Origin of the sequence: Goodfellowiella coeruleoviolacea (genome assembly GCF_024171785.1) — a bacterium.
Classification (GTDB): Bacteria; Actinomycetota; Actinomycetes; order Mycobacteriales; family Pseudonocardiaceae; genus Goodfellowiella; species Goodfellowiella coeruleoviolacea.
In genome coordinates this window covers 1-24,028 of sequence record NZ_JAMTCK010000012.1, presented here as the reverse complement: position 1 = coordinate 24,028, position 24,028 = coordinate 1, and the positions used below count along the sequence as shown (strand labels likewise).

Annotated in this window: 21 protein-coding genes and 1 rRNA gene; 10 read left to right on the top strand and 12 right to left on the bottom strand. The window is 71.4% G+C overall.

Going from position 1 to position 24,028, the window contains the following annotated elements; genetic code table 11:
* Nucleotides 1-20 precede the first annotated feature (20 nt).
* Nucleotides 21-554, top strand: coding sequence for a PPA1309 family protein (locus tag LX83_RS24190; protein ID WP_253775251.1), 534 nt, complete (start codon nucleotides 21-23; stop codon nucleotides 552-554).
* A gap of 115 nt (nucleotides 555-669) precedes the next feature.
* Here LX83_RS24190 and LX83_RS24185 read toward each other — a convergent pair whose 3' ends face one another.
* Nucleotides 670-1,809 (bottom strand): YlbL family protein, encoded by a 1,140-nt coding sequence (locus LX83_RS24185; protein WP_308204036.1) that lies wholly within the window; start codon nucleotides 1,807-1,809, stop codon nucleotides 670-672.
* A gap of 182 nt (nucleotides 1,810-1,991) precedes the next feature.
* Here LX83_RS24185 and LX83_RS24180 point away from each other — a divergent pair, with 182 nt between their 5' ends.
* Nucleotides 1,992-3,443: a zinc-dependent metalloprotease gene (locus tag LX83_RS24180; protein WP_253775249.1), complete on the top strand. Its 1,452-nt coding sequence runs from the start codon at nucleotides 1,992-1,994 to the stop codon at nucleotides 3,441-3,443.
* A gap of 150 nt (nucleotides 3,444-3,593) precedes the next feature.
* Here the strand turns inward: LX83_RS24180 and LX83_RS24175 are convergent, their stop codons facing one another.
* Nucleotides 3,594-4,121 carry a M48 metallopeptidase family protein gene (locus LX83_RS24175; protein ID WP_253775247.1) on the bottom strand — a complete coding sequence of 176 codons (528 nt, stop codon included), beginning with the start codon at nucleotides 4,119-4,121 and terminating at the stop codon, nucleotides 3,594-3,596.
* A gap of 237 nt (nucleotides 4,122-4,358) precedes the next feature.
* Between LX83_RS24175 and LX83_RS24170 the strand changes: the two genes are divergently transcribed.
* From LX83_RS24170 to LX83_RS24155, 4 genes are all read left to right on the top strand, one after another.
* The gene (locus LX83_RS24170; protein WP_253775245.1) at nucleotides 4,359-4,514 is read left to right on the top strand and encodes a DUF5679 domain-containing protein; all 156 of its coding nucleotides are present in this window, start codon (nucleotides 4,359-4,361) and stop codon (nucleotides 4,512-4,514) included.
* Between the two features lie 678 nt (nucleotides 4,515-5,192).
* Nucleotides 5,193-6,296: a ThiF family adenylyltransferase gene (locus tag LX83_RS24165; protein WP_253775243.1), complete on the top strand. Its 1,104-nt coding sequence runs from the start codon at nucleotides 5,193-5,195 to the stop codon at nucleotides 6,294-6,296.
* 27 nt (nucleotides 6,297-6,323) lie between these two features.
* On the top strand, nucleotides 6,324-7,679 hold the full coding sequence (locus LX83_RS24160) for an ABC1 kinase family protein (RefSeq protein ID WP_253775241.1): 1,356 nt from the start codon (nucleotides 6,324-6,326) through the stop codon (nucleotides 7,677-7,679).
* 671 nt (nucleotides 7,680-8,350) lie between these two features.
* The gene (locus LX83_RS24155; protein WP_253775238.1) at nucleotides 8,351-9,163 is read left to right on the top strand and encodes a hypothetical protein; all 813 of its coding nucleotides are present in this window, start codon (nucleotides 8,351-8,353) and stop codon (nucleotides 9,161-9,163) included.
* 185 nt (nucleotides 9,164-9,348) lie between these two features.
* On the opposite strand, the gene LX83_RS24150 is transcribed toward LX83_RS24155, so the two are convergent.
* From LX83_RS24150 to LX83_RS24135, 4 genes are all read right to left on the bottom strand, one after another.
* The gene (locus LX83_RS24150; protein ID WP_253775794.1) at nucleotides 9,349-9,558 is read right to left on the bottom strand and encodes a hypothetical protein; all 210 of its coding nucleotides are present in this window, start codon (nucleotides 9,556-9,558) and stop codon (nucleotides 9,349-9,351) included.
* A gap of 317 nt (nucleotides 9,559-9,875) precedes the next feature.
* Nucleotides 9,876-10,100: a hypothetical protein gene (locus tag LX83_RS24145; protein ID WP_253775236.1), complete on the bottom strand. Its 225-nt coding sequence runs from the start codon at nucleotides 10,098-10,100 to the stop codon at nucleotides 9,876-9,878.
* Entirely contained in the window at nucleotides 10,097-10,480 is a 384-nt protein-coding gene (locus tag LX83_RS24140) for a WhiB family transcriptional regulator (RefSeq protein ID WP_253775234.1), read from the bottom strand. The genes LX83_RS24145 and LX83_RS24140 overlap by 4 nt, the downstream gene beginning before the upstream one ends.
* 497 nt (nucleotides 10,481-10,977) lie before the next feature.
* Nucleotides 10,978-13,065 (bottom strand): ATP-dependent DNA helicase UvrD2, encoded by a 2,088-nt coding sequence (locus tag LX83_RS24135; protein WP_253775232.1) that lies wholly within the window; start codon nucleotides 13,063-13,065, stop codon nucleotides 10,978-10,980.
* Nucleotides 13,066-13,208: 143 nt separating this feature from the next.
* On the opposite strand from LX83_RS24135, the gene LX83_RS24130 reads away from it, so the two are divergent.
* Nucleotides 13,209-13,937 (top strand): DUF4191 domain-containing protein, encoded by a 729-nt coding sequence (locus LX83_RS24130; protein WP_253775230.1) that lies wholly within the window; start codon nucleotides 13,209-13,211, stop codon nucleotides 13,935-13,937.
* 169 nt (nucleotides 13,938-14,106) lie between these two features.
* Here LX83_RS24130 and LX83_RS24125 read toward each other — a convergent pair whose 3' ends face one another.
* On the bottom strand, nucleotides 14,107-14,580 hold the full coding sequence (locus tag LX83_RS24125; RefSeq protein WP_253775228.1) for an RDD family protein: 474 nt from the start codon (nucleotides 14,578-14,580) through the stop codon (nucleotides 14,107-14,109).
* A 217-nt stretch (nucleotides 14,581-14,797) separates the two neighbouring features.
* Between LX83_RS24125 and glnA the strand changes: the two genes are divergently transcribed.
* The 3 genes from glnA (at nucleotide 14,798) to LX83_RS24110 (ending at nucleotide 17,481) form a co-directional block, all read left to right on the top strand.
* On the top strand, nucleotides 14,798-16,222 hold the full coding sequence (gene glnA, locus LX83_RS24120; protein WP_253775226.1) for a type I glutamate--ammonia ligase: 1,425 nt from the start codon (nucleotides 14,798-14,800) through the stop codon (nucleotides 16,220-16,222).
* A 280-nt stretch (nucleotides 16,223-16,502) separates the two neighbouring features.
* Nucleotides 16,503-17,249 (top strand): alpha/beta fold hydrolase, encoded by a 747-nt coding sequence (locus LX83_RS24115; RefSeq protein ID WP_253775224.1) that lies wholly within the window; start codon nucleotides 16,503-16,505, stop codon nucleotides 17,247-17,249.
* The gene (locus tag LX83_RS24110; protein ID WP_253775222.1) at nucleotides 17,239-17,481 is read left to right on the top strand and encodes a hypothetical protein; all 243 of its coding nucleotides are present in this window, start codon (nucleotides 17,239-17,241) and stop codon (nucleotides 17,479-17,481) included. The genes LX83_RS24115 and LX83_RS24110 overlap by 11 nt, the downstream gene beginning before the upstream one ends.
* A 69-nt stretch (nucleotides 17,482-17,550) precedes the next feature.
* Here LX83_RS24110 and LX83_RS24105 read toward each other — a convergent pair whose 3' ends face one another.
* From LX83_RS24105 to rrf, 5 genes are all read right to left on the bottom strand, one after another.
* On the bottom strand, nucleotides 17,551-18,486 hold the full coding sequence (locus LX83_RS24105; protein WP_253775219.1) for an NADP-dependent oxidoreductase: 936 nt from the start codon (nucleotides 18,484-18,486) through the stop codon (nucleotides 17,551-17,553).
* Nucleotides 18,487-18,615: 129 nt separating this feature from the next.
* Entirely contained in the window at nucleotides 18,616-21,879 is a 3,264-nt protein-coding gene (locus LX83_RS24100) for a bifunctional [glutamine synthetase] adenylyltransferase/[glutamine synthetase]-adenylyl-L-tyrosine phosphorylase (RefSeq protein WP_253775217.1), read from the bottom strand.
* A 169-nt stretch (nucleotides 21,880-22,048) separates the two neighbouring features.
* Nucleotides 22,049-22,804: a type 1 glutamine amidotransferase gene (locus tag LX83_RS24095; protein WP_253775215.1), complete on the bottom strand. Its 756-nt coding sequence runs from the start codon at nucleotides 22,802-22,804 to the stop codon at nucleotides 22,049-22,051.
* 34 nt (nucleotides 22,805-22,838) lie between these two features.
* Nucleotides 22,839-23,741, bottom strand: coding sequence for a GNAT family N-acetyltransferase (locus tag LX83_RS24090; RefSeq protein WP_253775213.1), 903 nt, complete (start codon nucleotides 23,739-23,741; stop codon nucleotides 22,839-22,841).
* A gap of 180 nt (nucleotides 23,742-23,921) precedes the next feature.
* A 5S ribosomal RNA gene (rrf, locus tag LX83_RS24085) occupies nucleotides 23,922-24,028 on the bottom strand; the annotation flags it as partial.

The following is a 24,028-nucleotide window of genomic DNA, read 5'->3' as shown; positions in this document are numbered from 1 at the left end:
GCGGATGCGACGATAAGGCCGTGTCCGCCCCGCACTCCGCGCCCACCCCACCCGCGCTGCCCTCGGTCGCCCGCGAGGTGGAGGACTTCGTCTCCGCCGCCGGCTGGGACCAGGCGCCCCAGTTGTTCGCCCTGGTGTCCACGGCCGACCTGCTGGCCAAGCAGCCCGACCTGGCCGCGCAGCTCGACCCGTCGGCCGCGCTGACCCCGATCGCCCAGGAGCCGCTGCCCACCGACGACCTGGTGGAGGCGCTGGCCGGGATCGCCTGGCCGGACGAGGTGACCGGGTGTGCCCTGGCCCAGGAGATCGTGGTGCTGCCGCCGGAGGCCGAGGCGGAACTGGCCGACGAGGAGGACGCCGAGCGGGCCAAGCAGTTCGCCGCCCAGCACCCGCGGCGCCGGGAGGCCCGGCTGGTCGCGGCCGTGCTCAGGGACGGCAGCGCCGCCTGCGTGCTGCGGCTGCGCGGCGACCAGGAACACCCCGACGAGATCGTCGAACACCCGGAGCTGGCACCCAACCTCACCGACGCGCTGCGCGAGACCCTGCGCCCCTGACCGGCGCGTCCCGCGCCGAACACGACCGAGGCCGGGCAGCCGGGCGCACCCACCGGCGCGGGCCGCCCGCCCCCGGTCAACGGCCGCTCACCCGCTTCGGGTCAGCAGCTCCAGGTCAGCAGCCCTGGGTCGGCTTGCCCTCGCGCAGGGCGTCCAGCGCGGCCACCGCGTCCTTGAGGCTGGTCACCTTCACCAGCTTCAGGCCCTCCGGTGCGCGCTGGCTGGCCTCCACGCAGTTGTCCGCGGGAACCAGGAACACGGTGGCGCCGGCGTCCCGCGCGCCCATCATCTTGAACGGGATGCCGCCGATCGGCTTGACCTCGCCGGTCTCGGTGATCTCACCGGTGCCCGCCACGGCCTGGCCGCCGTTGAGTTCACCCGGGGTCATCTTGTCCACAATGGCCAGTGCGAGCATCAGCCCCGCGGACGGGCCGCCCACGTCGGCCAGGCCGATCTTGATCTGGAACGGCACGTCGGCCCGGTTGACCGGGGAGACCCCCAGGAAGCCCCAGTCGCGGTCCTGCGCGGTGCCCAGGCGGAAGGACTGGGTGCGGTCCTGGCCGTCGTGCCGGAAGGTGACCTGCACCTCGTCGCCCGGTTTGGTCGCCTGGAGGATGCCGCGCACCTCGTCGGCGCTGGCCACCTGCTTGCCGTTGATGGCGAGCAACTGGTCGCCCGGCTCGATCACGTTGTCCGCGGCACTGCCCTTGACCACCTCGGCGGCCAGCACCTTCTGCGGATAACCCAGGTAGTTCAGGGCAGCGGCCTCGGCGTTGGTCTGCGAGTCCTGGAACGCCTTGACGTTCTCCTGCTGCACCTGCTGGTCGGACTCGCCCGGCTTGAAGTACTCCTCGCGCGGCGCGAGCGCGTACCGGCCGCTCACCCACATGCCGAGCGCCCCGAACAGGGTGACGTCATCCATCAACGAGACCGTGACCATGGTGAGCCGGCCCGCGGTGGGATAGGTCTCCTGCCCGGAGATGCCCACCACCGGTGTGTTGCCGCCGCCCACCGTGCCGAGCGTGTCGTAGGTGGGTCCGGGGCCGAGCGCGACGTAGGGAACCCGGGCGAACCCGCCGAGCAGGCCCAGCCCGGCCACCAGCACGAAGGTGACCACCAGTGTCCAGGTGCGGCGGGTCAGGCCACGGTCCGCCCGCACCGGGGCGGTTTGGGGCGCGACGCTGGCCCCGGCCGGTCCCGGCACGCTGACCTGCTGGTTGTTGCCCTGGCTGTCGGCCTGGCTCCGCTCACTCACGGTGGCACAGCGTACGACGAGACCGTGTGGTGTTGGTGTCAGAGGGCGCGCCGGCCAGCGCCGGGACAGCGGAGCGCGCCCCAGGTTTTCTCCGGTTTTTCCGGGTGCTGGTTTTTCTCTGGGCGGACGGCCTTGGCTGAGGCGAACCAGCTCAGCGGGAGTGCGCCGCGTACGGTGGAGATATGAACGACCTGCCGTTCGGGTTCTCCCGTCCCGACCCCGACGACGAAGGCAAGGGTAAGCCTCCTGAGCAGGGCGGCGGTGGCGACATCCCCAAGATGCCGTTCGGCTTCGGGCCCGGCGCGCTGCCCGGCGGCATGCCCGGTCCCGGGGGAGCCCCGTTCGACTTCAACCAGCTGGGCCAGATGCTCAGCCAGCTGGGCCAGATGTTCAGCCAGGCCAGCTCGTCGACCGGGCCGGTCAACTACGACCTGGCCAAGCAGATCGCCCTGCAGCAACTGGCCGGCACCGGCGGCCAGGGCGGGGAGGACCGCGGCGCCGCCGTGGCCGACGCGGTCCGGCTCGCCGAGCTGTGGCTCGACCCGGCCACCACCCTGCCGGCGGGCAGCACGAACACCGCGGCCTGGAGCGCCAGGGACTGGGTGGAGCAGACCCTGCCCACCTGGCAGCGGCTGTGCGACCCGGTGGCCCAGCGCATGTCCACCGCCTGGGTCGACGCCATGCCCGCCGAGGCCAAGGAGGCGGCTGGCCCGCTGCTGTCCATGCTCGGCCAGATGGGCGGCATGGCCTTCGGCTCACAGCTGGGCGGCGCGCTGGCCCAACTCGGTTCCGAGGTGCTGACCTCGACCGAGGTCGGCCTGCCACTGGGCAAGCCGGGCACGGCCGCGCTGCTGCCGGCCAACATCGAGCGGTTCACCGAGGGCCTGGAGCGGCCGGCCAGTGAGGTGCTGGTGTTCCTGGCCGCGCGGGAGGCCGCGCACCAGCGGCTGTTCACCCACGTTCCGTGGCTGCGCCAGCGGCTGTTGGCCACGGTGGAGGAGTTCGCGCGGGGCATCACCGTGGACACCTCCGCGCTGGAGCAGTTGGCCAGCCAGGTCGACCCGGCCAACCCGGCGAGCATTGAGGAGGCCATGCGGTCGGGCATGCTCGAACCGCAGACCACGCCCGAGCAGCAGGCCGCACTGGCCCGGCTGGAGACCCTGCTCGCGCTGGTGGAGGGCTGGGTCGACGTGGTGGTGGCGGACGCTGTCGGCGACCGGCTGCCCGGGGCCGAGGCGCTGCGGGAGACGCTGCGGCGGCGGCGCGCCACGGGCGGGCCGGCCGAGCAGACCTTCGCCACCCTGGTGGGCCTGGAGCTGCGGCCCCGGCGCCTGCGGGCCGCCTCGGCGCTGTGGCGCCTGGTGAGCGACCGCCACGGCATCGAGGTGCGCGACCAGATCTGGGAGCACCCCGACCTGGTGCCGACCGCCGAGGACCTGGACGATCCGCTGGAGTTCGCCGATCGGCTCGGCGCGGTGCACGCCGCGCTCGACGACCCGATCGCGGAGATCGCCCGCACCGAGCAGCGGGAGCGGGCCCAGCGCGAGGCCGAGCAGCGCGGTGACAAGGCCACCACCGACGACAACGAGGACGGATCCGACAGCGCTGGCCCCGGCCAGCCCGGCCAGTCCTGACGCCCGACGCGGCCGAGCCCACCGCCCCACCGCCGCGCGGCGGGCCCCGGCTGCGTCTGCCCAGGTCGCCCCGTGTCACATCGGGCTGCCCCCACGTGAGTCCCCCGGCTGGGGCGCGCCGCTGTCCCCAGCTCAGCCGTCCCGGCCGGTTCAGTCCTCGGTGAGCCCCCAACCGGCCGCGGCGGAGATGCCCTCCAGGTAGCCGATGGCGCGTTCGGACCGCGGGTACCGGTGCACGAGTTCCCAGAAGTCCTTGCCGTGCCCTGGCACGGACAGGTGGGCCAACTCGTGCACCAACACGTAGTCGAGCACCCATCCGGGCACGTCGCGTAGTCGGTCACTCACCCGTATGGTGCGGTCGGCGGGGGTGCACGAGGCCCAGCGGGTGCGCATCGGCGGCACCCACCGGATACTCGCCGGCTCGGCGTCGTTGTCGAAATAGCGCGCGGCGAGTTCCCGACACCTGGCCAGCAGTGCGGCGTCCGACGCCCTGGCGGGTGAACGCCGACGTGTCTCACTGCGCTGGAGACGGCTGAGCATCTCAGCAACCCAGTGTTCTTCTTCGCTTCTGGTCATCCTGGCTGGGAGCAGCACGACGACGGTGTCGCCCTCCCGGTAGGCACTGACCATGCGACGCCGCCGTGCGCTGCGCCGCACCTCGACCCGGGGTTCGGCCATGAGCATCACAGTAAGGCCACCCCCTGACGATCCGGGGTCGCCAACGAGCTGTGAACAAGCCCTCACCCACTCGTGCCCCACCCGGAACACCCCGTTGGACACGCGCCTGTCCGCATGCACGAATCAGCACGTCTGCACAGGTAGCGTGGCCGCCGGGTCCCCGAGTGCGGGCAGCGGACCGTGCTCACCAAGCCCCGGTCGCGGCCGCGGCCAGGGCAGATTCAGAGGGAGGGAGTTGTGGCCGAGACCTACAACGGCTACTGCGTCAAGTGCCGGGAGAAGCGTGACTTCACTGGCCACGTCGAGGAGACCAACAGTCGACGCATGGCCAAGGGCACCTGTCCGGTCTGTGGCACGAAGATGACCAGGATCCTGGGCAAGGCGTCGTCGTAGCGCCACGGCCGTGCGCTGACACGGCCGCCAGAATCCGGTGCCCCTGGGGGCGGTCCGCGGTGGGAGGTGGGCCGCCCCCAGCCTCGCCAGTGCCCTGCTGCTCTCCGCTCTCCAGTCACAGCCCACCCACCCAAGGGGGGCCACCACCCCCAGCACACCACCCGCCCACCCACCGGGGAGCCGTCGTCGCGGTCGCAGCAGCTCGGACGGGAAAGCCGTCAACGACGGCCCGCCCTGTCGCCCGGAACAGCATCGAACCGGACACCGGTGTGATCTCCCTTGTCCATCCTCCACCCGTTCCAACGCTTTTCAACTCACGCACCGCGTTATCCACATCTTCAGCCAACCAGTCGTTCGATCTTTCCATTCACAATGCCCACCCATCCACAACTCCCGTTCCACCCTTTCCACACCAAACACGCTCCAAATAGAGTTGATTTCGGGGGGACCCCGCACCGGGTAGCCCCACCAGTCAGTCACGTCATCCGCGCGTCTGACCTCCGCAGCCGTGCCGGTCCGGCCTGCTCCGCGCCGTCTGCCACGCCGCACCACCGCCACCCAGCTGCGCGGACCAGCCGCCGCGGTGTTGTCAAGGCCCTCTTGCCCGCCTGTGGACAGAAACCCCGCCCTGTGGACAACCGTTTTTCGGTTGCCGCACCGGCCTGCCAGGCTGCCGTCATGGCTCCCGATCGCACCGACCAGCAGCGCGAGTTCAGCCCGGTCCTACCGCATCGGCCGCGAATCCTGCCCGGCCTCGCCGTGCTGCACCGCAACAGCGGCGAGGTGCAGATCGGCACCGATCCGCGGCACGCCGTGGTCATCGACGGCTTGACCGAGCCGCTCGTCCAGGTGCTGCGTGAACTCGACGGGCGACACACCGTCGACGAACTCAGCGCTCAGGTGGCCGAACGCGGCGGTGCCGCAAGCGAGTTGCCCGCTCTGCTCCTCGCCCTGGCCAACGCCGGTCTGCTGACCGACGCCGCGCCAGCGCCCGAGGACCGGGCAGCGCTGGTCGGCCGGTTGTCCGCTGACGTCACGGCCTGCGCGTTGCACATCGAACCGAGCGCGGCCAGCGTCCCCGCCCGGGCGCAGACCAGGGTCGTGGTGCACGGCAACGGCCGGTTGACGGTTGCCGTCGCCGCCCTGCTCGCCGCAGCCGGCGTCGGCTGGATCAACGTGCACGCCGATGGACAGGTCCGCGCGGAGGACACCGGAGGCGGCTATCTGGACGCCGACGTGGGCAGACCGAGGCAGGAAGCCGCCCTTGCCGCGGTCCACCGCGCCTCGTGCGTGGTGCGCACCGACCGGATGCCCGCCAGCGAGCCACCCGATCTGGTGGTGCTCGCCGACGCGCTGGTGCCCTGTCCCCAACTCGTCGCCACGCTGGTCGCCGACCAGGTACCGCACCTGCTCGTCCGGGTCCGGGAGGGCACTGGACTGGTCGGCCCGCTGGTGGTGCCCGGTCGGAGCAGCTGTGTGCGCTGCGCCGACCTGCACCGGTGTGACCGGGATGCCCGCTGGTCGGTGGTCGCCGCCCAGCTCGCGGACCGCACCCAACTGGCCGACCTGGCCACAGCGCACGCGACCGCGTCCCTCGCGGTCAGTCAGGCACTGCTGGCCCTGAGCTGGCCGGCGGCGGCGCCCGCTCCGCCGCCCACCTGGAACGCCACCCTCGAACTGGACCCGTGGCGCGGTCTGCTCAACCACCGACCGTGGCCACCCCATCCGAACTGTGGTTGCGGCGCGCGCGACAACCGGCAGCCAGACCCACCCGATAGGTAGACAGCCGAGTTATTGTGCTTCTGGCCGATGATTTTGCTGCGCTGCTCACACACGTCAGGAGACAATCCCCGAGTGACCGACATCCCTCGCAAGGCCGTACAACGAACCGCCAAGCTGGCCAGCCTTCCCCTGGGCGTCGCCGGACGCGTCGTTGGCGGCTGGGGGAAGCGCCTGATCGGCGGCGACGCAGAGGAGATCAACGCCGAGATGGCGGCCAAGACCGCCGAGCAGGTGTTCGCGGTGCTGGGTCAGCTCAAGGGCGGGGCCATGAAGTTCGGCCAAGCGCTGAGCGTGTTCGAGGCCGCCGTGCCCGAGGAGCTGGCCGCGCCCTACCGGGAGGCGTTGACCAAGCTCCAGTCCTCGGCGCCGCCGTTACCGGCCCGAACAGTGCACCGGGTGCTCGCCGAGCAGCTCGGCAGTGGGTGGACACGCAGGTTCGCCAGCTTCGACAACGAGCCCGCCGCGGCGGCCAGCATCGGTCAGGTGCACCACGCGGTGTGGCACGACGGCCGGGAAGTCGCGGTGAAGGTGCAGTACCCGGGGGCGGACGAGGCCCTGCTCGCCGACCTTCGCCAGTTGCAGCGGTTCAGCCGGCTGTTCCAGACACTGGTGCCTGGTGTGGAGGTCAAGCCGTTGCTGGCTGAGCTTCGCGACCGGATGGTGGAGGAACTGGACTACCGCGGGGAGGCCGACTACCAGCGTGCCTTTGCCAAGGCGTTCCACGGCGACGAGCAGATCTTCGTCCCGAAGGTGGTGGCCAGCGCACCGAAGGTGGTGGTCTCCGAGTGGCTGGAGGGCACGCCGCTCGCGACGATCATCCGCAGTGGCACCGCCGAGCAGCGTGACCGCGCCGGTCTGCTCCTGGCGGAGTTCCACTTCTCCGCGCCGTTTCGCGCACACCTGCTGCACGCCGACCCGCACCCGGGCAACTTCATGGTGCTGGACGACGGTCGGCTGGGAATTCTCGACTTCGGCGCGGTCGCCAGGCTTCCACAGGGCATTCCCCGCCCCTTGGGGGTCATGACCAGGCTGGCGTTGGAGAACAAACCCGCCGAACTGCTCGAACTGCTCCGCACCGAGCACTTCATCCGACCGGGGATGGAGGTGCACGCCGAGGACGTGTTCGACTATCTCGCACCATTCGTCGAACCCCTGCGTCCCGAGCGGTTCCGGTTCACCCGGCGGTGGCTCCAGGCGCAGGCGGAACGGGTCAGCGATCTGCGCGCGCCAGACTCCCGCATGGTGCGCTCGCTGAACCTGCCACCCCAGTACCTGCTCATCCACCGGGTGACGCTGGGCGCGACCGGCATTCTCTGCCAGCTCAACGCCGAGGTTCCGGCCAAGAGCATCGTGACTCGCTGGCAACCAGGCTTCACGGACTGACGCCACGCGAGCCACAGCGCCACGGCGGCGGGCACTCCCCTCCGCCGACACAGCGCCGTACCGCGGCCGATCAACCCAGCTACGCCGGCGCCGCCACCTGCTCTTCCCTCACCCACCAGCCGCAGCCCAGCGCCGCCACCACCCCACCACACCAGGCCGAGCGCCCTCCCAACGCGCTTCCCCAACCCCAGCACACAGCCCACCCACCCAAAGGGGGCCACCATCCCCCCGGCACAACCCGCCCCCGCCGCACCGCGCAACGCCGATTCTTCCAGGTGGCCAACGGATTTTCACCCAATAGCCCAGTTATCCACAGAACCAAGGGCCAGGAATCCAAAATCTCCATTCGCTGACCGGGGTTATCCACAGAACACGGCTCGTTCTTTTCACCATCGCTGACCAAGCCGACGATTGGAGGCATGCGCAACAGGACTTTCCCCACGCCCCCGGCCACCACTTCCTCAACCACCACTTCCTCAACCACCACTTCCTCAACCACCACTTCCTCAACCACCACTTCCCCGGCCACCACCCGCCTCAACCTGACCACCACCGATCCCGGCAGCGTTGTCCGGCGAGCCCAACTCCGGCGCGCGGGCATGTCCGGCTCAGCCATTGACGCCCGCTGCCGCAGCGGCGGCCCCTGGCAACGGCTACTGCCCGGTGTGCTGATGCTCAGCAGCGGTCCCCCGTGCCGTGAACAGCTGGTGCGCGCAGCCCTGCTCTACGCCGGTGACCGCGCGGTCATCACCGGGCTGGACGCGCTGCACCGGCAGGGAGCGTGGCCGCTGGAGCCCTCCGGGCCGGTGCACGTGCTCATACCGGCCACCCGACGCGTCACCAGCCGCGGCTTCGTACTGGTGGAGCGCACCACCCGACTGCCCGATCCCCGGCACCACGCTGGCCTGCCGCTACCCCCCACCGCCAGGGCGGTGCTCGACGCGGCACGGCGGGAGCGGGACCCCAACCAGGTCCGCACCCTGCTCGTCGAAGCCATTCGCCACGGGGCCTGCACGCTGACCCAGCTGCGCAATGAACTCGACGCCGGCAGCCAGCGCGGTTCCGCCCAGCCCCGACAGGCGCTCCAGTCCCTGACCGGTCACGTCCACCTGATCACGGAAGCCTGGGCGCGCCGGATCGTGGCGCACTGTCCCATCCCACCACCGAGTTGGCTCATCACCGACGGGTTACCGAACCAGTCGTCACCAAGCCGGGTCGTGCACGCCTGGTGGCAGGACGTGGGCCTGCTCTGGCACATCGGCGCGCGGGCGCACCACCGCCAGTGCGTCGCCTCTGCCGGGCACTCCGCCGTCACCGCGGACACGGTGCTGGACAACACCCCGCTCGAACTGCACAGCTCACCCGAGGACGTCCGCCGTGGCCTGGCCGCGGCCTACCTTCGAGCGGCATCAGGCAGGAGTGGCGGTTCGCTTTCGAGCGATCACGGGGCTGTCGCAGGGGTTGGGCAGCTCGACGATGGCTAGGCCAGCCACGCGCCGCCACCCCCGTCGCGGCCAGGGACGAGCGCGTCGGACGCACCACTGCCGGCACGAACAACCACGGCCGGGGGAAGGCCACGACACTCGACGAGCGCTGGTACCACTGGCTGGTCCACCGCCGCTGCGCTACCGCCGGCCGCCGCACTCGGTGCTGGCGGTGCTGACCGGCATCACCAGTACTCGTGCGACAGCTTGCCCTCGATCTCCCGAACGTGAGCGCGCGCGCAGGCCGGGCACAGCCACCGCAGGCGCTGGCCCTCTCGTTCGGGAACCCAGGTCAGTGCCTCGACCGGGTCGTCACGGTCCTGCCGCTGGTCACATCGGTAGCACTGCGTCGTCAGCGTGTCGCCCACGTTCCCGCCCTTGTCCGGCTGCGCCACCGTCTCACCAATCCGTCAGCCCACCGCCGGCACGACCACCGGCGCTCTCCGGCTCCATGTCACCAGCCGCCACGGCTTTGTCCACATGCCAAGGAGAACCAGCATGCTACGCGACACCACCGCACAGTTGATCATGGCGTCCGGCACCGCGAACCACACGGCCAGCAGGCAGCCGCACCACCCCGACCACCGCCACCGACTCCCGAGAACCCGACTCCGGAGAACCCGACTCCGGAGAACCCGACTCCGACAACGGCCCGGACAGGCGAAGGGCTGCCCCTCCAACATGGAGGAACAGCCCCTGCTCGCCTACCTGATCACAGTTGCTCGCTGTACAGCAGCGCTCGTTGCCGCGTCCAGCCCCAGAGTCGTCGCCAGCGCCGAGCCAGCAGCAGCCCGTGGGCCATTCGATGCTGTTCGGCGGAGTGCTCCGCCTCCCGTATTCGGGCCTTGGCCAGTTCTTCCTGAAGTAACACGCCCCACACCTTCTTGTGCTGGTAGCCAATGGGTTTCGCAGTCGGGCTGCTGTGCCGGTCGTTCACGCCGCTGCCTCCTGGCTCTTGCCACTGGCCGGCTGCTCGGCCCGGACCTGGTGCTCCTTGCGGGGCCGGCCCCGTGGCCGCTTGCGGGGCACAACCGCGCCGCGTTCAAAGATCTCGCCGCCCCACACACCCCACGGCTCGCGCCGGGTGAGCGCGCCCGCCAGGCACTCGGCCCGCACCGGGCACTCCGCGCAGAGTGTCTTGGCCTGCTCCAACTCGGCCGGCCTGTCGGAGAACCACAGGTCCGCGTTGTTGGTGCGGCAGGGCAGGGCAAGGCTTTCGACCGGGGCCGCATCGAGCAGTTCGGCAATGCCGGTGCCTTCCGGCGCTATCAGCTCGGACATCGCCCCGCCGAGAGACGGGACGGTGGCGGTCAACATGAACGGTCTCCTATCTGGAGTTTGAACTCAGGACGTGCACAAACACGAAGGCCGCGGATCCGACATGCGGTCCGCGGCCTTCGTGAGACTTGGAGTCCTGACGCTGGTGTCAGGGACTTCGCTCAAGGGCGGACTGCAACCGACGGTTCGGGACATCAACGACCTGGCGGCCCGGCGCCGCGTGCGCGACAGCGGTCGTGGCGGACAGCAGCACTCCACGACGCTTCGGCTCAACGAAAGCGGCCATAGCGAGACCACGAGCCCCGGTCATGGGGTAGCCAGGGACGCTGATGATTTGAATCGTGTCCACTCCGGCCACCTCCCTCCGCGGGGCGCTTTGACAAGTTCACGGGGTACCTCGACCCCGGCCTCAGCAGGCTATTGCGGCCTGCCGGATCTGTGCAACAGGTTTTTCTGATTCAGTTCGCCGCGAAGTGGAAGTTCAACCGGACGAGCGGCACCGAGAGGAGCGAGACATGACCTGACCAGGCGATCTGTCACCGGTCGCCGTGGACGAGCGCGAGCAGGTCGGCACCGAACCGGTCCAACTTGGACGCGCCGATCCCGGAGATCGCCACCAGCCCGGCCGAGTCGGTCGGGCGCTGCTCGGCGATGGCCACCAGGGTCGCGTCGGTGAACACCACGAAGGCGGGCACCTTCAGCTCGCGGGCGCGCTCGCTGCGCCACGCCCGAAGCCGGGTGAGCAGCTCTTCGTCCAGTGTGGACGGACAGTCCACGCAGCGCCCCAGCTTCACCGCGGGCGTGTCGACCAGGAACTCGCCGCACACCCGGCAGCGCGGCTTGCTCGGCGTGCGCCGCCCGACCGACCCCGGGCCACCGTCACGCTGCCGCGTCTGCCCGGTGCGGGCCGCCGGGTGGCTGTCCGGGAGCAACCCGTGCAGGAACCGGCTCCGTCGGCGGTACCGGCGTCCACCGGCCGTTCGGGCCAGCGCCCACGACAGCCACAGGTGCTCCCGCGCGCGGGTCACGCCGACGTACAGCAGGCGGCGTTCCTCCTCGATGGCGGCGTTGTCACCGTCCGCGTGCTGGATTGGCAGCGTGCCCTCGACCAGGCCGACCAGGAACACCGCGTCCCACTCCAGCCCCTTGGCCGCGTGCAGCGAGGCGAGCGTGACGCCCTCGACGGTCGGCGGGTGCTGCGCCTCGGCCCGCATGTCCAGTTCGGCCACGTAGCCGCCCAGGGTGGCGTCGGCGACGGAGGCCGCCAGCTCCTCGGCCAACTCGACCAGCGCGAGCAGCGACTCCCACCGCTCCCGGGCCGCGCCACCCGAGGGCGGCTCCTCGGTCAACCCGACCCGGGCCAGGACTGTCCGAACCACCTCGGGCAACTCGCCGGGCGGTGGGCTGACCGCGGCCGACCGCAGGGCCAGCATGGCCTGCCGCACCTCGGGGCGCTGGAAGAACCGCTCTCCACCGCGCACCTGGTAGGGGATCTCCGCCTCGGCCAGCGCCTGCTCGAACACCTCGGACTGGGCGTTGACCCGGAACAGCACGGCGATCTCACTGGCCGGCACGCCCTCGTCCACCAGGCTCCGCACCCTGGCCGCCACGGCCGCGGCCTCGGCTGGCTCGTCGTCGAACTCGGCGAACCGCGGTTCCGGACCAGGCGCGCGCTGGCCGACCAGCTTCAGCCGGGAACCAGCCGGCCGGTCGCGGGCGGCGCTGATCACCTGGTTGGCCAGGGACACCACCTGCGGTGTGGACCGGTAGTCACGCTCCAGCCGGACCACCGTGGCCGACGGGAACCGCCGGGAGAACTCCAGCAGCGGCCGGGGCGAGGCACCGGCGAAGGAGTAGATCGTCTGGTTGGCGTCACCGACCACGGTCAGGTCGTCGCGGTTGCCCAACCAGGCGTCCAGCACCCGCTGCTGCAGCGGCGTCACGTCCTGGTACTCGTCCACCACGAAACAGCGGTAGCGGTCGCGGAACTCGGCGGCCACCTCGCCGTGTTCCTCCAGCGCGGCGGCGGTGTGCAGCAGCAGGTCGTCGAAGTCCAGCAACCTGGCGCGCGTCTTGAGCTGCTCGTAGGCGCGGTAGACCTGGACAACCTGCTCGACCGGGCCGGGCGGCTGCCGGTGCAGCCTGGCGGCCTCGGCCGGGTAGTCGTCCGGGGCCACCAGGCACGCCTTGGCCCACTCGATCTCACTGGCCAGGTCGCGCAGTGACTCCGCCTCCGTGGACATCCCCACCCGGTTGGCCGCCTGGGCCACCAACCGGAGCTTGCCCTCCACCAGATCCCACTGCTCGTCCCCGACCACCCTCGGCCAGAAGTACCGCAACTGCCGCAGTGCCGCGGCGTGGAACGTGCGTGCCTGTGCCGCGGTCACCCCCAGGGCGCGCAGCCGGGTGCGCAGCTCCCCGGCCGCCCGGGCGGTGAACGTGACCGCGAGCACCTGTCCGGCGGCGACGTGCCCGCGGTGGACCAGGTAGGCGATCCGGTGCGTGATGGTCCTCGTCTTGCCCGTCCCAGCGCCGGCGAGCACGCAGACCGGTCCCCGCGGCGCCGCCACCGCGGCTCGCTGTTCTGGGTCCAGTCCGTCGAGCAGTCGGCGCTCGGTATCCATGTGCCGCATCCTCGCACCAGCACACCGGCCGCCCACCAGCCCCCGTCGGCGGACCGCGCCCGGCGGTCACCGCGCGACGAGCGGAATCCGGTAGTACCGGAGTCCCGGACTTCAAGGCGGTACCACAGCCGTATCCTGGTGACATGGCTCCCAAGCAGGACAAGGCGGCTGCCAAGGAGGCGGCGCGCGCTCGGCGCGAAGCATCCCGAGCCCGACGCCGGCAGATCTTCGAGGCGTTCAAGATGCAGCGCCGCGAGGACAAGGCACTCATCCCCTGGATGTTGGGGGTGTTGCTCGGCGTCGCCGCCATCGCCTTCTTGCTCGGGCTGATCTGGGGTCTCCAGTGGGTGCTGCTGCCGCTGGGCCTCGCGCTCGGCGCGCTGGGCGCGGTGATCGTGTTCGGCCGGCGGGTCCAGCGCAACGTCTACGCCAAGGCCGAGGGCCAGCCGGGCGCTGCCGCCTGGGCGCTGGAGAACCTGCGGGGCCGCTGGCGGGTGGCCACGGCCGTGGCCGGCACGACCCACCTGGACGCCGTGCACCGAGTGCTCGGCCGCCCCGGCGTGGTGCTGGTGGCCGAGGGCGCGCCGCACCGGGTGAAGTCGCTGCTCGCCCAGGAGAAGAAGCGGGTGTCCCGCGTGGTCGGTGACACACCCATCTACGACGTGGTGATCGGCAACGACGAGGGGCAGGTGCCGCTGCGCCGGCTGCAGACCCACATGATGAAGCTGCCGCGCAACATCACCCCGGCCCAGGTCGACTCCCTGGAGGCCCGGCTCGCCGCACTGGCCAGCAAGGGCGTGGCCATGCCCAAGGGACCGCTGCCCCAGGGCGCCAAGATGCGCAACGTGCAGCGCACGATCCGCCGGCGCTGACCAGCCACCAGCCCTGAGCAGGGCCGACTCAGCCAGAACCGGGTGGGGCCCGGCAGGACTTCCTGCCGGGCCCCACTGCTGTCCTGGAGAGGAGAACACCGAGGAACACTGAGGAACACCGTCGACCCGGCCGCGAGCCAGCGGTGGGTGGCCACCCGGGTTCAGCGCGTCACCGGGTGCGCAGCACCACGGTCCGGCACGCCTTGTCGTGCAGACCCCGGTTGTCGGCGTCCCACACCACGGCTGGAATGATCAGTCCCACGAGAACGGCGCGCAGCACGGCGTGGGGCAGGCCGACCATGACCTTGTTGTCGATCCTGGCCACCCGAAGCCCGAGCGCGGCCATTCCCGGAGTGAACCCGAAGAACGCGACAGCCACCACGGTGATGACGAACCAGGCCAGCAGACTCCAGTTCCTGGGCAGCTCGGGGTAGGTGAACAGCCCCGCCACCCCGGCCGCGAGGAAGACGTCGATGAGCAGCGCCCACGCCCGCCGGCCGGTCGAGGACACCGAGCCCGGCCCGCTCTCCGGCAGGCCCAGTCGCTCACCCCGCCACCGCTGTTGGGGCCGGTCGCCGGCGTTCTCGCCGGGTTCCAGCGCGGAGCGGGGTCCTGACAGCCACGAACCGGTCCACCTGGTCACTCCACTAGCGTAAGCCCCTGGTCACGGGCTGATTGCCGGCAGTGTGGTGAACCGCCCAACAGGGGCCCAGTTAACACCGGTGAAACACATGGGTGATGACCGGGCAACACCGCGGGCATAGCGTCCCAGCTCAGGGCCGGGTACGACCAGCAGCCAGGGGGTTGTGTCCGCGTGCGTGCGCCGGCGAGCGGCAATCAGACAAAAGGAGCCAACGAGGGTGTTCACCAATCCCGACGAGGTCCTGCGCTTCATCGCCGATGAGGACGTGAAGTTCGTCGATGTCAGGTTCGTCGACCTGCCAGGCATCATGCAGCACTTCACCGTGCCCGCCGCGGCCTTCGATGAGGACGCGATCAACGAGGGTCTGGCGTTCGACGGCTCATCGGTGCGTGGCTTCCAGTCCATCCACGAGTCGGACATGCTGCTGCTGCCCGACCTGGCGACCGCGCGCATCGACCCGTTCCGGATCGAGAAGACGCTGATCGTCAACTTCTTCGTGCACGACCCCTTCACTCGCGAGCCCTACAGCCGCGACCCGCGCAACATCGCCCGCAAGGCCGAGCAGTACATCTCCGAGTCCGGCATCGCCGACCTCGCGTACTTCGGCCCGGAGGCCGAGTTCTACCTGTTCGACTCGGTGCGCTTCGACGACGCCCCGAACGGCAGCTTCCACGAGATCGACTCCGAGGCCGGCTGGTGGAACACCGGCGCCGAGGAGGGCGGCCGCAACCTGGGCTACAAGGTCCGCTACAAGGGCGGCTACTTCCCGGTCTCGCCGACCGACCACTTCACCGACCTGCGCGACAAGATCGTGCTGAACCTGGCCGACGCCGGGTTCACCGTGGAGCGCGCGCACCACGAGGTGGGCACCGCCGGCCAGGCCGAGATCAACTACAAGTTCAACACCCTGCTGCACGCCGCGGACGACCTGCAGCTGTTCAAGTACATCGTCAAGAACACGGCGTGGCAGGCCGGCAAGACCGCGACGTTCATGCCCAAGCCGCTGTTCGGCGACAACGGCTCCGGCATGCACACCCACCAGTCGCTGTGGAAGGACGGCGTGCCGCTGTTCCACGACGAGTCCGGTTACGCCGGGCTGTCCGACACCGCGCGGCACTACATCGGCGGCATCCTGCACCACGCGCCGAGCCTGCTGGCCTTCACCAACCCGACGGTGAACTCCTACCACCGCCTGGTGCCCGGCTTCGAGGCGCCGGTCAGCCTGGTGTACTCGCAGCGCAACCGGTCGGCGTGCGTGCGCATCCCGATCACCGGGGACAACCCCAAGGCCAAGCGCATCGAGTTCCGCTGCCCCGACTCGTCGGGCAACCCGTACCTGGCGTTCGCCTCGATGCTGATGGCCGGCCTGGACGGCATCAAGAACAAGATCGAGCCGCCGGCCCCGATCGACAAGGACCTCTACGAGCTGCCGCCCGAGGAGGCCAAGGACGTCAAGCTGGTGCCGGGCGACCTGGGCACGGTGCTGGACAACCTGGAGCGCGACCACGACTTCCTGCTGGAGGGTGGCGTGTTCACCCCCGACGTGGTGGAGACCTGGATCGCGTTCAAGCGGGAGAACGAGATCGACCCGCTGCGGCTGCGCCCGCACCCCTACGAGTTCGCGCTCTACTACGACGTGTGATCACCCCCGGGTGATCACCACCAGCACGTTCCCCGAGGGCCGGGCGACCACTGCGGTCACCCGGCCCTCGGCCTTCTCCACCCGTTTCCAGACAGACCGTTCCCAGGCAGACCGTTCCCAGGCAGACCGTTTCCGGGCAGCCCCTTTCCGGGCAGGTCAGGCCCGGACCGACTGGAGCCGGACAGCCCGTCCTGCGCTGGTTCACCCCATCCGCTCACGCGACACCGGGGGTCAGCCGCGACAGCGCGGGTACCCGCAGAATGCGGGGCTGGAGGCTCCCATGGACTTCCTCCTGATTCACGGCACCACCCAGTCGCCAGCGGGTTGGCGGTTGCTGTCGGCCGAACTGGTCGCGGCCGGCCACCGCGCGCACGCCGTCGACCTGGTCGGCATCGAACCGGACCTGACCATCGCCGACTACGCGGCCGGCGTCGCCCGGTGGTGGCGGGACCAGCCGAGAACCGCCGAGCGGCCGGTGGTCGTCGCCCATTCCGGCAGCGGCCCGCTGCTGGCCCCGGTGGCCGCCGAGGTCAACGCCGCCCACCAGGTCTGGCTCGCCGCGTACGTGCCGGACACGCTGCGGCCCCGCGGCCTGATCGACGAGGCCAGCCACGAGCCGGGCATGTTCAACCACGACTGGTGGGGCAAGAACCCGGTCACCGATCCCGTGGTCGCGACCGAGTTCCTGTTCCACGACTGCGACCAGCCCACCCTCGCCTGGGCGCTGAGCACCATGCGGCTGTTCCACGCCCCACCCGCCTACCAGGAGCCACCCACCGTGGACCCGGCCGCGCTGCCGTCCACCTACGTGCTGCCCACGCTGGACCGCACCCTGCGCCCGGACTGGATGCGGCGGGCGGCCGAGCAGCGGCTGCGGGTGCGACCGGTGGAAATCTCCAGTGGTCACTGTCCCCACGTGTCCCGGCCCGCGGTGGTGGCTCAACTGTTGATGACGGTCGCGCAACGTGAGCAGGGCCACCCGGGCGCCGGGCCGGCCGGGGCGTTAGGGTCGCGCCGTGTCTGTTGACTCCTCTGATGACGCGTTCGAGTTCCCCGCCCCGCAGTTGCTGTCCAGCAATGTTCTGGATTCCGCCGCCGAGGCCATCGAGGCGGTGCACGCCGCCGACGTGCTCGGTCTGGGCGTGCGGCTGTTCAACCGTCTCGTTCCGGATACCGACACCGAGGACACCCTGGTCGAGGAATGGGTGGTCGAGGTCTACAACAGCGTCCCCGCGGTCGAGGCCGACCTGGAGGACTGAGGCGAGCCGCCGTCGCGTCGGGGTGCCGAGCGCACCGTCCGGGAGCACCCCGACGCCGGCCCGCCCCGGTCAGTCCGTGGTGAGCACGAGCTTGCCGCGCACGTGACCCTCCTGGGCCAGCCGGTGCGCCTCGGCCGCCTGCGCCAGCGGGAACGTCCGCTGCACCACGACCCGCAGCCGGCCCTGGTCGATCAGCTCGCCCAGCCAGCCCAACTGGTTGCTGTCGGGTCGGACGAACACGTAACGACCGCCCTGCGCGAGCACCCGCTCCGGGTCGACGATCGAGACGTGCCTGGACGCGTCCCGCACCAGCTCGACGCTCTGCTCCAGGGCCTGCCCGCCCACCAGGTCCACCACCACGTCCACCCGGCCGTCCCCGCCGACCAACTCGGCCACGCGTTCCGGCAGCCCGTCCCCGTAGCGCACCTGCTCAGCACCCAGCGAGTCCAGGAAGTCGCGGTTGCCGTCGGACGCGGTGCCGATCACCCGGGCCGCGCCGAGCACGGTGGCGAGCTGCACCGCCAGGTGCCCCACTCCCCCGGCCGCCGCGTGCACCAGCACCGTGTCCCCCTGGTCGAGCCCGGCCGCGCGCAGCGCCTGCAACGCGGTCAGCCCGGCCAGCGGCAGCCCGCCGGCCTCGGCGAAACCCACCGTTGTCGGCTTGCGCGCCAGGTACCGGTCGGCGGCGGACACCAGCTGCGCGTAGGTGCCGTCGCGCACGTGGTCCTTGCGCACGTAGCCGATCACCTCGTCACCCTCGGCGAACTCGGTCACCGCCGGGCCGGTCGCGCGCACCACACCCGCCACGTCCCAGCCGGGCACCAGGGGCGTGTGGTGCGGGAAGGCGCCCCGCAGGTAGCCCTCCCTGATCTTCCAGTCGACCGGGTTGACCCCCGCCGCCCTGACCTCGATCAGCACCTGGTCCGGCCCGACCAGCGGGTCGGGCAGCTCCTGAAGGGACAGCACCTCCGGGCCGCCGAACTCGGTCAGCGCGATCGCCTGCACACCAGCCTCCTCCTCTGCCCACCGGCCTCGCCGAACGCCCGGCGATCACCGGCGGAACCACGTGTTCGACTCCCCCAATGGTCTGACCGACGCCGGTCCGCCCGCATCCGGAGCGTGGAATCGGGGGCGTCACCCCTGGTAGAACACCCGCTCGACCACGGCCCTGGCCCGCCGGGTGATCCGCCGGTAGTCGTCGAGCACCTCACCGGAGTCGGTGTGGGCAGGGTAGCCCAGTGCCCTGGCCATCGACGCCAGCTCCCGGCCTGACGTGGGCACCTGGTCGGTGGGCTTGCCCCGGACCAGGGTGGCCGCGTTGCGCGCCCGGCTCGCCGTGGTCCACGCGGCCCGCAGCGCGGCCTCGTCCTCGGCACCCAGCAGCCCGGCCCGCACCGCCTGGGCCAGCGCCGCCGTGGTCGACGGCGTGCGCAGTTCCGGCACCTCGTGGGCGTGCCGCAGCTGCAGCAGCTGCACGGTCCACTCCACATCGGCCAGCCCGCCCCGGCCCAGCTTGGTGTGCGTGGTCGGGTCGGCGCCCCTGGGCAGCCGCTCCGAGTCCACCCGCGCCTTGATCCGGCGGATCTCCCTGGTCCTGGCCGCGTCCAGGCCGCCAGCCGGGTACCGGACCGGGTCCACCATGGCCAGGAACCGCTGCCCCAGGTCGGCGTCGCCCGCCACGAAACTGGCCCGCAGCAGCGCCTGCGCCTCCCACACCTCGGCCCACTGCGCGTAGTAGGCCCGGTAGGAGTCCAGCGTGCGCACCAGCGGCCCGTTGCGCCCCTCCGGCCGCAGGTCGGCGTCCACCTGCAACGGCGGGTCCTGGCTGGGCGAGCCCAGCAGCCGCCGCACCAGCTCGGCGACCCCCACCGCGAACCGCACGGCCTCGGTCTCCCCGGCGCCGCTGACCGGTTCACACACGAACAGCACGTCCGCGTCGGAGCCGTAACCCAGCTCCGCGCCGCCCAGCCGGCCCATCCCGATCACCGCGATCCTGGCCGGCGCTGTGTGATCCGCCCGGTCGGCGACGGCCACCCGCAGCACCGCGTCCAGCGCCGCCTGCAGCACCGCCACCCATACCCCGGACAACGCCCGGCACACCGCGTCCAGCTCTATCAGGCCGAGCAGGTCGGCGCTGGCCACCCGCAGCAGCTCGTGCCGGCGCAGCGACCGGGCGGCGGTCACGGCCGCGCCCAGATCGGCGTGCCGGCGCACCGCGCTGCGCAGCGAAGTGGCCACCTCGGCCGGGTCGCGCTGGGTCAGCGCGGTGGTGTCCGCGTACAGCTGCAGCACCTCGGGTGCCCGCACCAGCAGGTCGGGGATGAGCTTGGCCGTGCCCAACAGGGTGGCCAGCCGCTCGGCCACCGCGCCCTCGTCCCGCAGCAACCGCAGGTACCAGGGGGTCTGCGCGAGCGCCTCGGACACCCGGCGGTAGGCCAGCAACCCGGCGTCCGGGTTGGGTGTGCTGGCGAACAGGTCCAGCAGCACCGGCAGTAACGCGCCCTGGATGGCCGCGCGGCGGGACACCCCCTCGGTGAGCGCCTGGATGTGGTGCAGTGCCCCCTCGGGCGAGGTGTAGCCGAGCGCGGCCAGCCGCGCCACGGCCTGGGTGGTGGTCAACCGCAGCGCCTCGGCCGGCACCTTGGCCACCGCCTGCAGCAGCGGCCGGTAGAACAGCTTCTCGTGCAGTCGGCGCACCTGGTTGACGTGCCGCCGGAACTCACCGAGCAGCACCTGCGCCGCGGACCGCCGGCCGTTGGGCGCCAGGCCGGCGGCCCTGGCCAGCCAGCGCAGCCCCGCCGCGTCGTCGTCGGCCGGGAACAGGTGCGTGCGCAGCAGCCGCTGCAGTTGCAGCCGGTGTTCGAGGGTGCGCAGGAACCGGTAGGACTCGCCCAGCTCGGCCGCGTCCGTCCGACCGACGTAGCCGCGTTCGCCGAGCGCGGCCAGGGCGGCGGTGGTCGAGGACAGCCGCAGGTGCTCGTCGGTGCGGCCGTGCACCAGCTGCAACAGCTGCACGGCGAACTCCACGTCGCGCAGGCCACCCCGGCCCAGCTTGAGTTCCCGCTCGACCAGGTCACTGGGCACGTGGTCCTCGACACGGCGCCGCATGGCCTGCACGTCGGACACGAAGTCGGCCCGCTCCGCGGCCGTCCACACCAGCGGGCGGACCACGTCGAGGTAGCGCTCCCCGAGTTCGGCGTCCCCCGCCACCGGCCTGGCCTTGAGCAACGCCTGGAACTCCCAGGTCCGCGCCCAGCGGCGGTAGTAGGAGGCGTGCCCGTCCAGGGTGCGCACCAGCGCGCCGGACTTGCCCTCGGGCCGCAGCGCCGCGTCCACCTGGAAGCAGGCGGAGCCCGCGACCCGCATCATCGCGCTGGCCACCCGGGTGGCCACCCCCAGGTCGCCTTCGGCCACGAACACCACGTCCACGTCGCTGACGTAGTTGAGTTCGCGGCCACCGCACTTGCCCATGGCGATCACGGCCAGCCGGCAGGGCGGCTGCTGACCGGTGTCTTCCGGCCGGCCACCGGGGTCGGAGCCGGCCGGTCCACCCGGAGCGGCTGGTTCGACCGGGCTGGCGGCGAGCCCGTGTTCGGCGAACGCCACGGCGAGCGCGGCCCGCAGGGCGGCATCGGCCAGGTCGGACAGCCACGCGGACACCTCGTCGTAGCTGGGTGCGACAAGCTCCGCCTCGACCAGGTGGCCCAGGTCCGCGGCGGCGATCAGCAGCAGCTCGCCGCGATAGGCCGCGCGCAACGCGGACACCGCCGCCGTCCCCCGCGCCAGTTCGAACCCGCCACCCGCTCGCCCGCTCGCCGGATCGGGCGTGTTCGCCGATCCGGGGGACGCCGGCGTGACGCGGACCGCGTTGAGCAGCGTCCTGGTGAACCTGCCCCGCACGGTCACCTCGCCCGCCACACCGCCCTGCGCGAGCCCGGGCTCGGGTTGCTCGCCCTCGGTGGGCGTCGCACCGGTCGCCACCGGCGGCGCCAGGGGCGTCGACGCTTCCGCCGCCGCGTCACCACCGGGTTCGTCGCGCAGGTCGTCGTACCCGGTCGTGGTCAGCCGATGCCACTGCTCGGGATTGGCCACCAGGAAATCGGTGAGCGCCGTGGACGAGCCGAGCACGGCCAGCAGCCTGCCACGCAGCCCCGGATCGGCCCGCAGTTCCCGCGCCAGCACCGGCCACTCGTCGGCGACCGCCACCCGCAGCCGGTCCAGCCCGCGCAGCGCGAGATCCGGGTCCGGGCTGCGCGACAACGCGCCGAGCACCGACTCGCTGCCCGGCTCAGGACCATCGGCCGTCCACAGCCCGGTGTCCCGCAGTTCCTGCTCGGCCCGGGGGTGGGTGAGGCCGTACCGGGCTGGCGATGGGATTGCACGAGATCTGTCGGTCATCGGTCCTCACCGTAGTCAGCGAGCAGGCCCGGCCAAGCCCACCAAGGCAATCCACCGCCGGATGAGCGACCGGCGAAACCCGTCGTGGCCAGCCAGCCGGCACCCATCACTCGGTCGAGTGATTACCCGGTGCCGTCGACCGCCAGTCACGCCTGGCCGCCTGAACCAGCTAAACCAGCGGAAGATCCCGACCGGTCGGGGCCGCCGGCACCAGTTCCCCGGCGGCGAGCCGGACGAACCGCTCGGCAAAGGGCTGCCAGGTCTCGGCCACGTCCTGGTGGCTCTCGCGCAGCCGTTCCAGCTCGAACGCGCCGGGACGCGCCGCAGCGACCCTGGCCGGGTTGCGCCGCGCCCACTCCGCCACGATCTCGGGCGTGGTCTCGATGTGGAACTGGATGCCGTAGGCGCTGGACCCGACCCGGAACGCCTGGTGCTGGTACGTGGGCGAGGCAGCGAGGTGTTCGGCCGCCGGCGGCAGCACGTGCACCTCGTCCTCGTGGAACTGGATCACGTCCGGCAGCAGGGGCAGGTCGGCGAACAGCGGGTCGCGGCCGGCCGCGTCCCGCTTGGCGACCAGGGACGGTCCCGCCTCCGGCCCGCGTGGCCCCTTGCGCACCTGGCCGCCGGTGGCGACCGCCAGCAGCTGCGCGCCGAGGCACACCGCCAGCACCGGCACGCGCTGGGCCACCGAGGCGGACAGCAGTTTCCTGACCTCGGCGAGCCACGGGTGCTCGCTGTCGTCGTAGGCGCCCATGCCACCACCCAGGCACACCACGCCCTGGTACTCGGCCGGGGTGGTCGGGACGGGTTGTTGCGCCGGACGCACGACGTCGAGCACAGCGCCGGCCTGGTCGAGCCATTCACCGAGTCGGGCAGGCGGGTCAGAGTCGGCCGGCTGCACCACCAACAGACGAGGACGATCCACAACCACCGAGCCTAGGGGCATCGGTGGGTCGCGGTCAGCCAGAGTCCCCAGTCCCGTCGATCTCCTCCACAGCGCGCCGCTGGTCCGGGCGCTCACCGAACCGCACATCGAGGAAGTCCCGCACCGGCAGGTAGCCCAGCCGCTGGTAGATCGCGTTGGACACCGGGTTGGCCAGGTCGGTGAACAACACCACGTGCGTCATGCCCAACCCCAACGCCCACTGACTGGCCGCCGCGGTGGCGGCCGACCCGTATCCGTGCCCGCGCAACTCCCTGGGCGTGTAGACGATGCTGACGCGGGCCATCCGCACCGCGTGCACCGGCCTGACCACCGCCATCGCCACCGGCTGCCCGGCCAACTCCCACAGCAGGACACCACCCCTGGTCAACGACCAGGTGATCAGGTCGAACGCGGACGACGCGGCCAACGCGTACCCGTGGGCATCCCGGGCGAACCCCATGCACCACGTGGCCAGCAGCATCAGGTCGCCCTGGGTGGCGAACCGTGCCACCCCGGCGACGCGCGGTCGGCGCAGCTCGCCCAACCGGTACAGCCGCTGGTCCATCCGCCGCGCCACGGTCGCGCCGGTCCGGTCGACCCAACGGCGTGCGAAGGCCTCAGCCCGATCGTCAGGTCCGGTCACCCCGGGCAGCCCGGGGTCCACTTCGGACAGCACCGACACGGCCAGGTCCACCGCGTCGGCGGGCAGACCGCTGACGACCACGGGCATGCGAGGCACCCGGAGCACCGCGCCACACAGGTGGTCACCCTCGTGCAGGGTCACCAGCACCAGGGCTTCCCCATCGTCCCAGCCGGCCTGGATCATCCGGTCGTGCAACAGCGTGGTCGCGACCGTGTGGAGCACGGGGTCCTCAGCGAACAGCGGGCCGGCCAGAGCGGCGAAGCGCGACAGGTCGGCGTGCACTTCAGCGCGCATGCGCAGAACCCTAGACGCCACCACCGGCACCCGCCGGTTCCCGCGGCCAGGCCAACACGATCACGTGGAGGCTCGGGCCCGATCCGGGATCAGCACCATGATCTGGGCATAAAAAAATGGTCTGGAGGGGTTCGGGGACGCTCTCGCGTCAACCACAAACCCCTCCAGACCAGAAAGAATGTCCGGCGGCGACCTACTCTCCCACACCCCTCCGAGTGCAGTACCATCGGCGCAGGAGGGCTTAGCTTCCGGGTTCGGAATGGGACCGGGCGTTTCCCCTCCGCCAT

Bases quoted from the DNA above. Each gene is read 5' to 3' on its own strand.
- LX83_RS24175 (WP_253775247.1), bottom strand. From the start codon at position 4,121: ATGGCCGAACCCCGGGTCGAGGTGCGGCGCAGCGCACGGCGGCGTCGC.
- LX83_RS24155 (WP_253775238.1), top strand. From the start codon at position 8,351: ATGCTCAGCAGCGGTCCCCCGTGCCGTGAACAGCTGGTGCGCGCAGCC.
- LX83_RS24130 (WP_253775230.1), top strand. From the start codon at position 13,209: ATGGCTCCCAAGCAGGACAAGGCGGCTGCCAAGGAGGCGGCGCGCGCT.
- LX83_RS24140 (WP_253775234.1), bottom strand. From the start codon at position 10,480: ATGTTGACCGCCACCGTCCCGTCTCTCGGCGGGGCGATGTCCGAGCTG.
- LX83_RS24135 (WP_253775232.1), bottom strand. From the start codon at position 13,065: ATGGATACCGAGCGCCGACTGCTCGACGGACTGGACCCAGAACAGCGA.
- LX83_RS24100 (WP_253775217.1), bottom strand. From the start codon at position 21,879: ATGACCGACAGATCTCGTGCAATCCCATCGCCAGCCCGGTACGGCCTC.
- LX83_RS24115 (WP_253775224.1), top strand. From the start codon at position 16,503: ATGGACTTCCTCCTGATTCACGGCACCACCCAGTCGCCAGCGGGTTGG.
- LX83_RS24165 (WP_253775243.1), top strand. From the start codon at position 5,193: ATGGCTCCCGATCGCACCGACCAGCAGCGCGAGTTCAGCCCGGTCCTA.
- LX83_RS24090 (WP_253775213.1), bottom strand. From the start codon at position 23,741: ATGCGCGCTGAAGTGCACGCCGACCTGTCGCGCTTCGCCGCTCTGGCC.
- LX83_RS24160 (WP_253775241.1), top strand. From the start codon at position 6,324: ATGATTTTGCTGCGCTGCTCACACACGTCAGGAGACAATCCCCGAGTG.
- LX83_RS24180 (WP_253775249.1), top strand. From the start codon at position 1,992: ATGAACGACCTGCCGTTCGGGTTCTCCCGTCCCGACCCCGACGACGAA.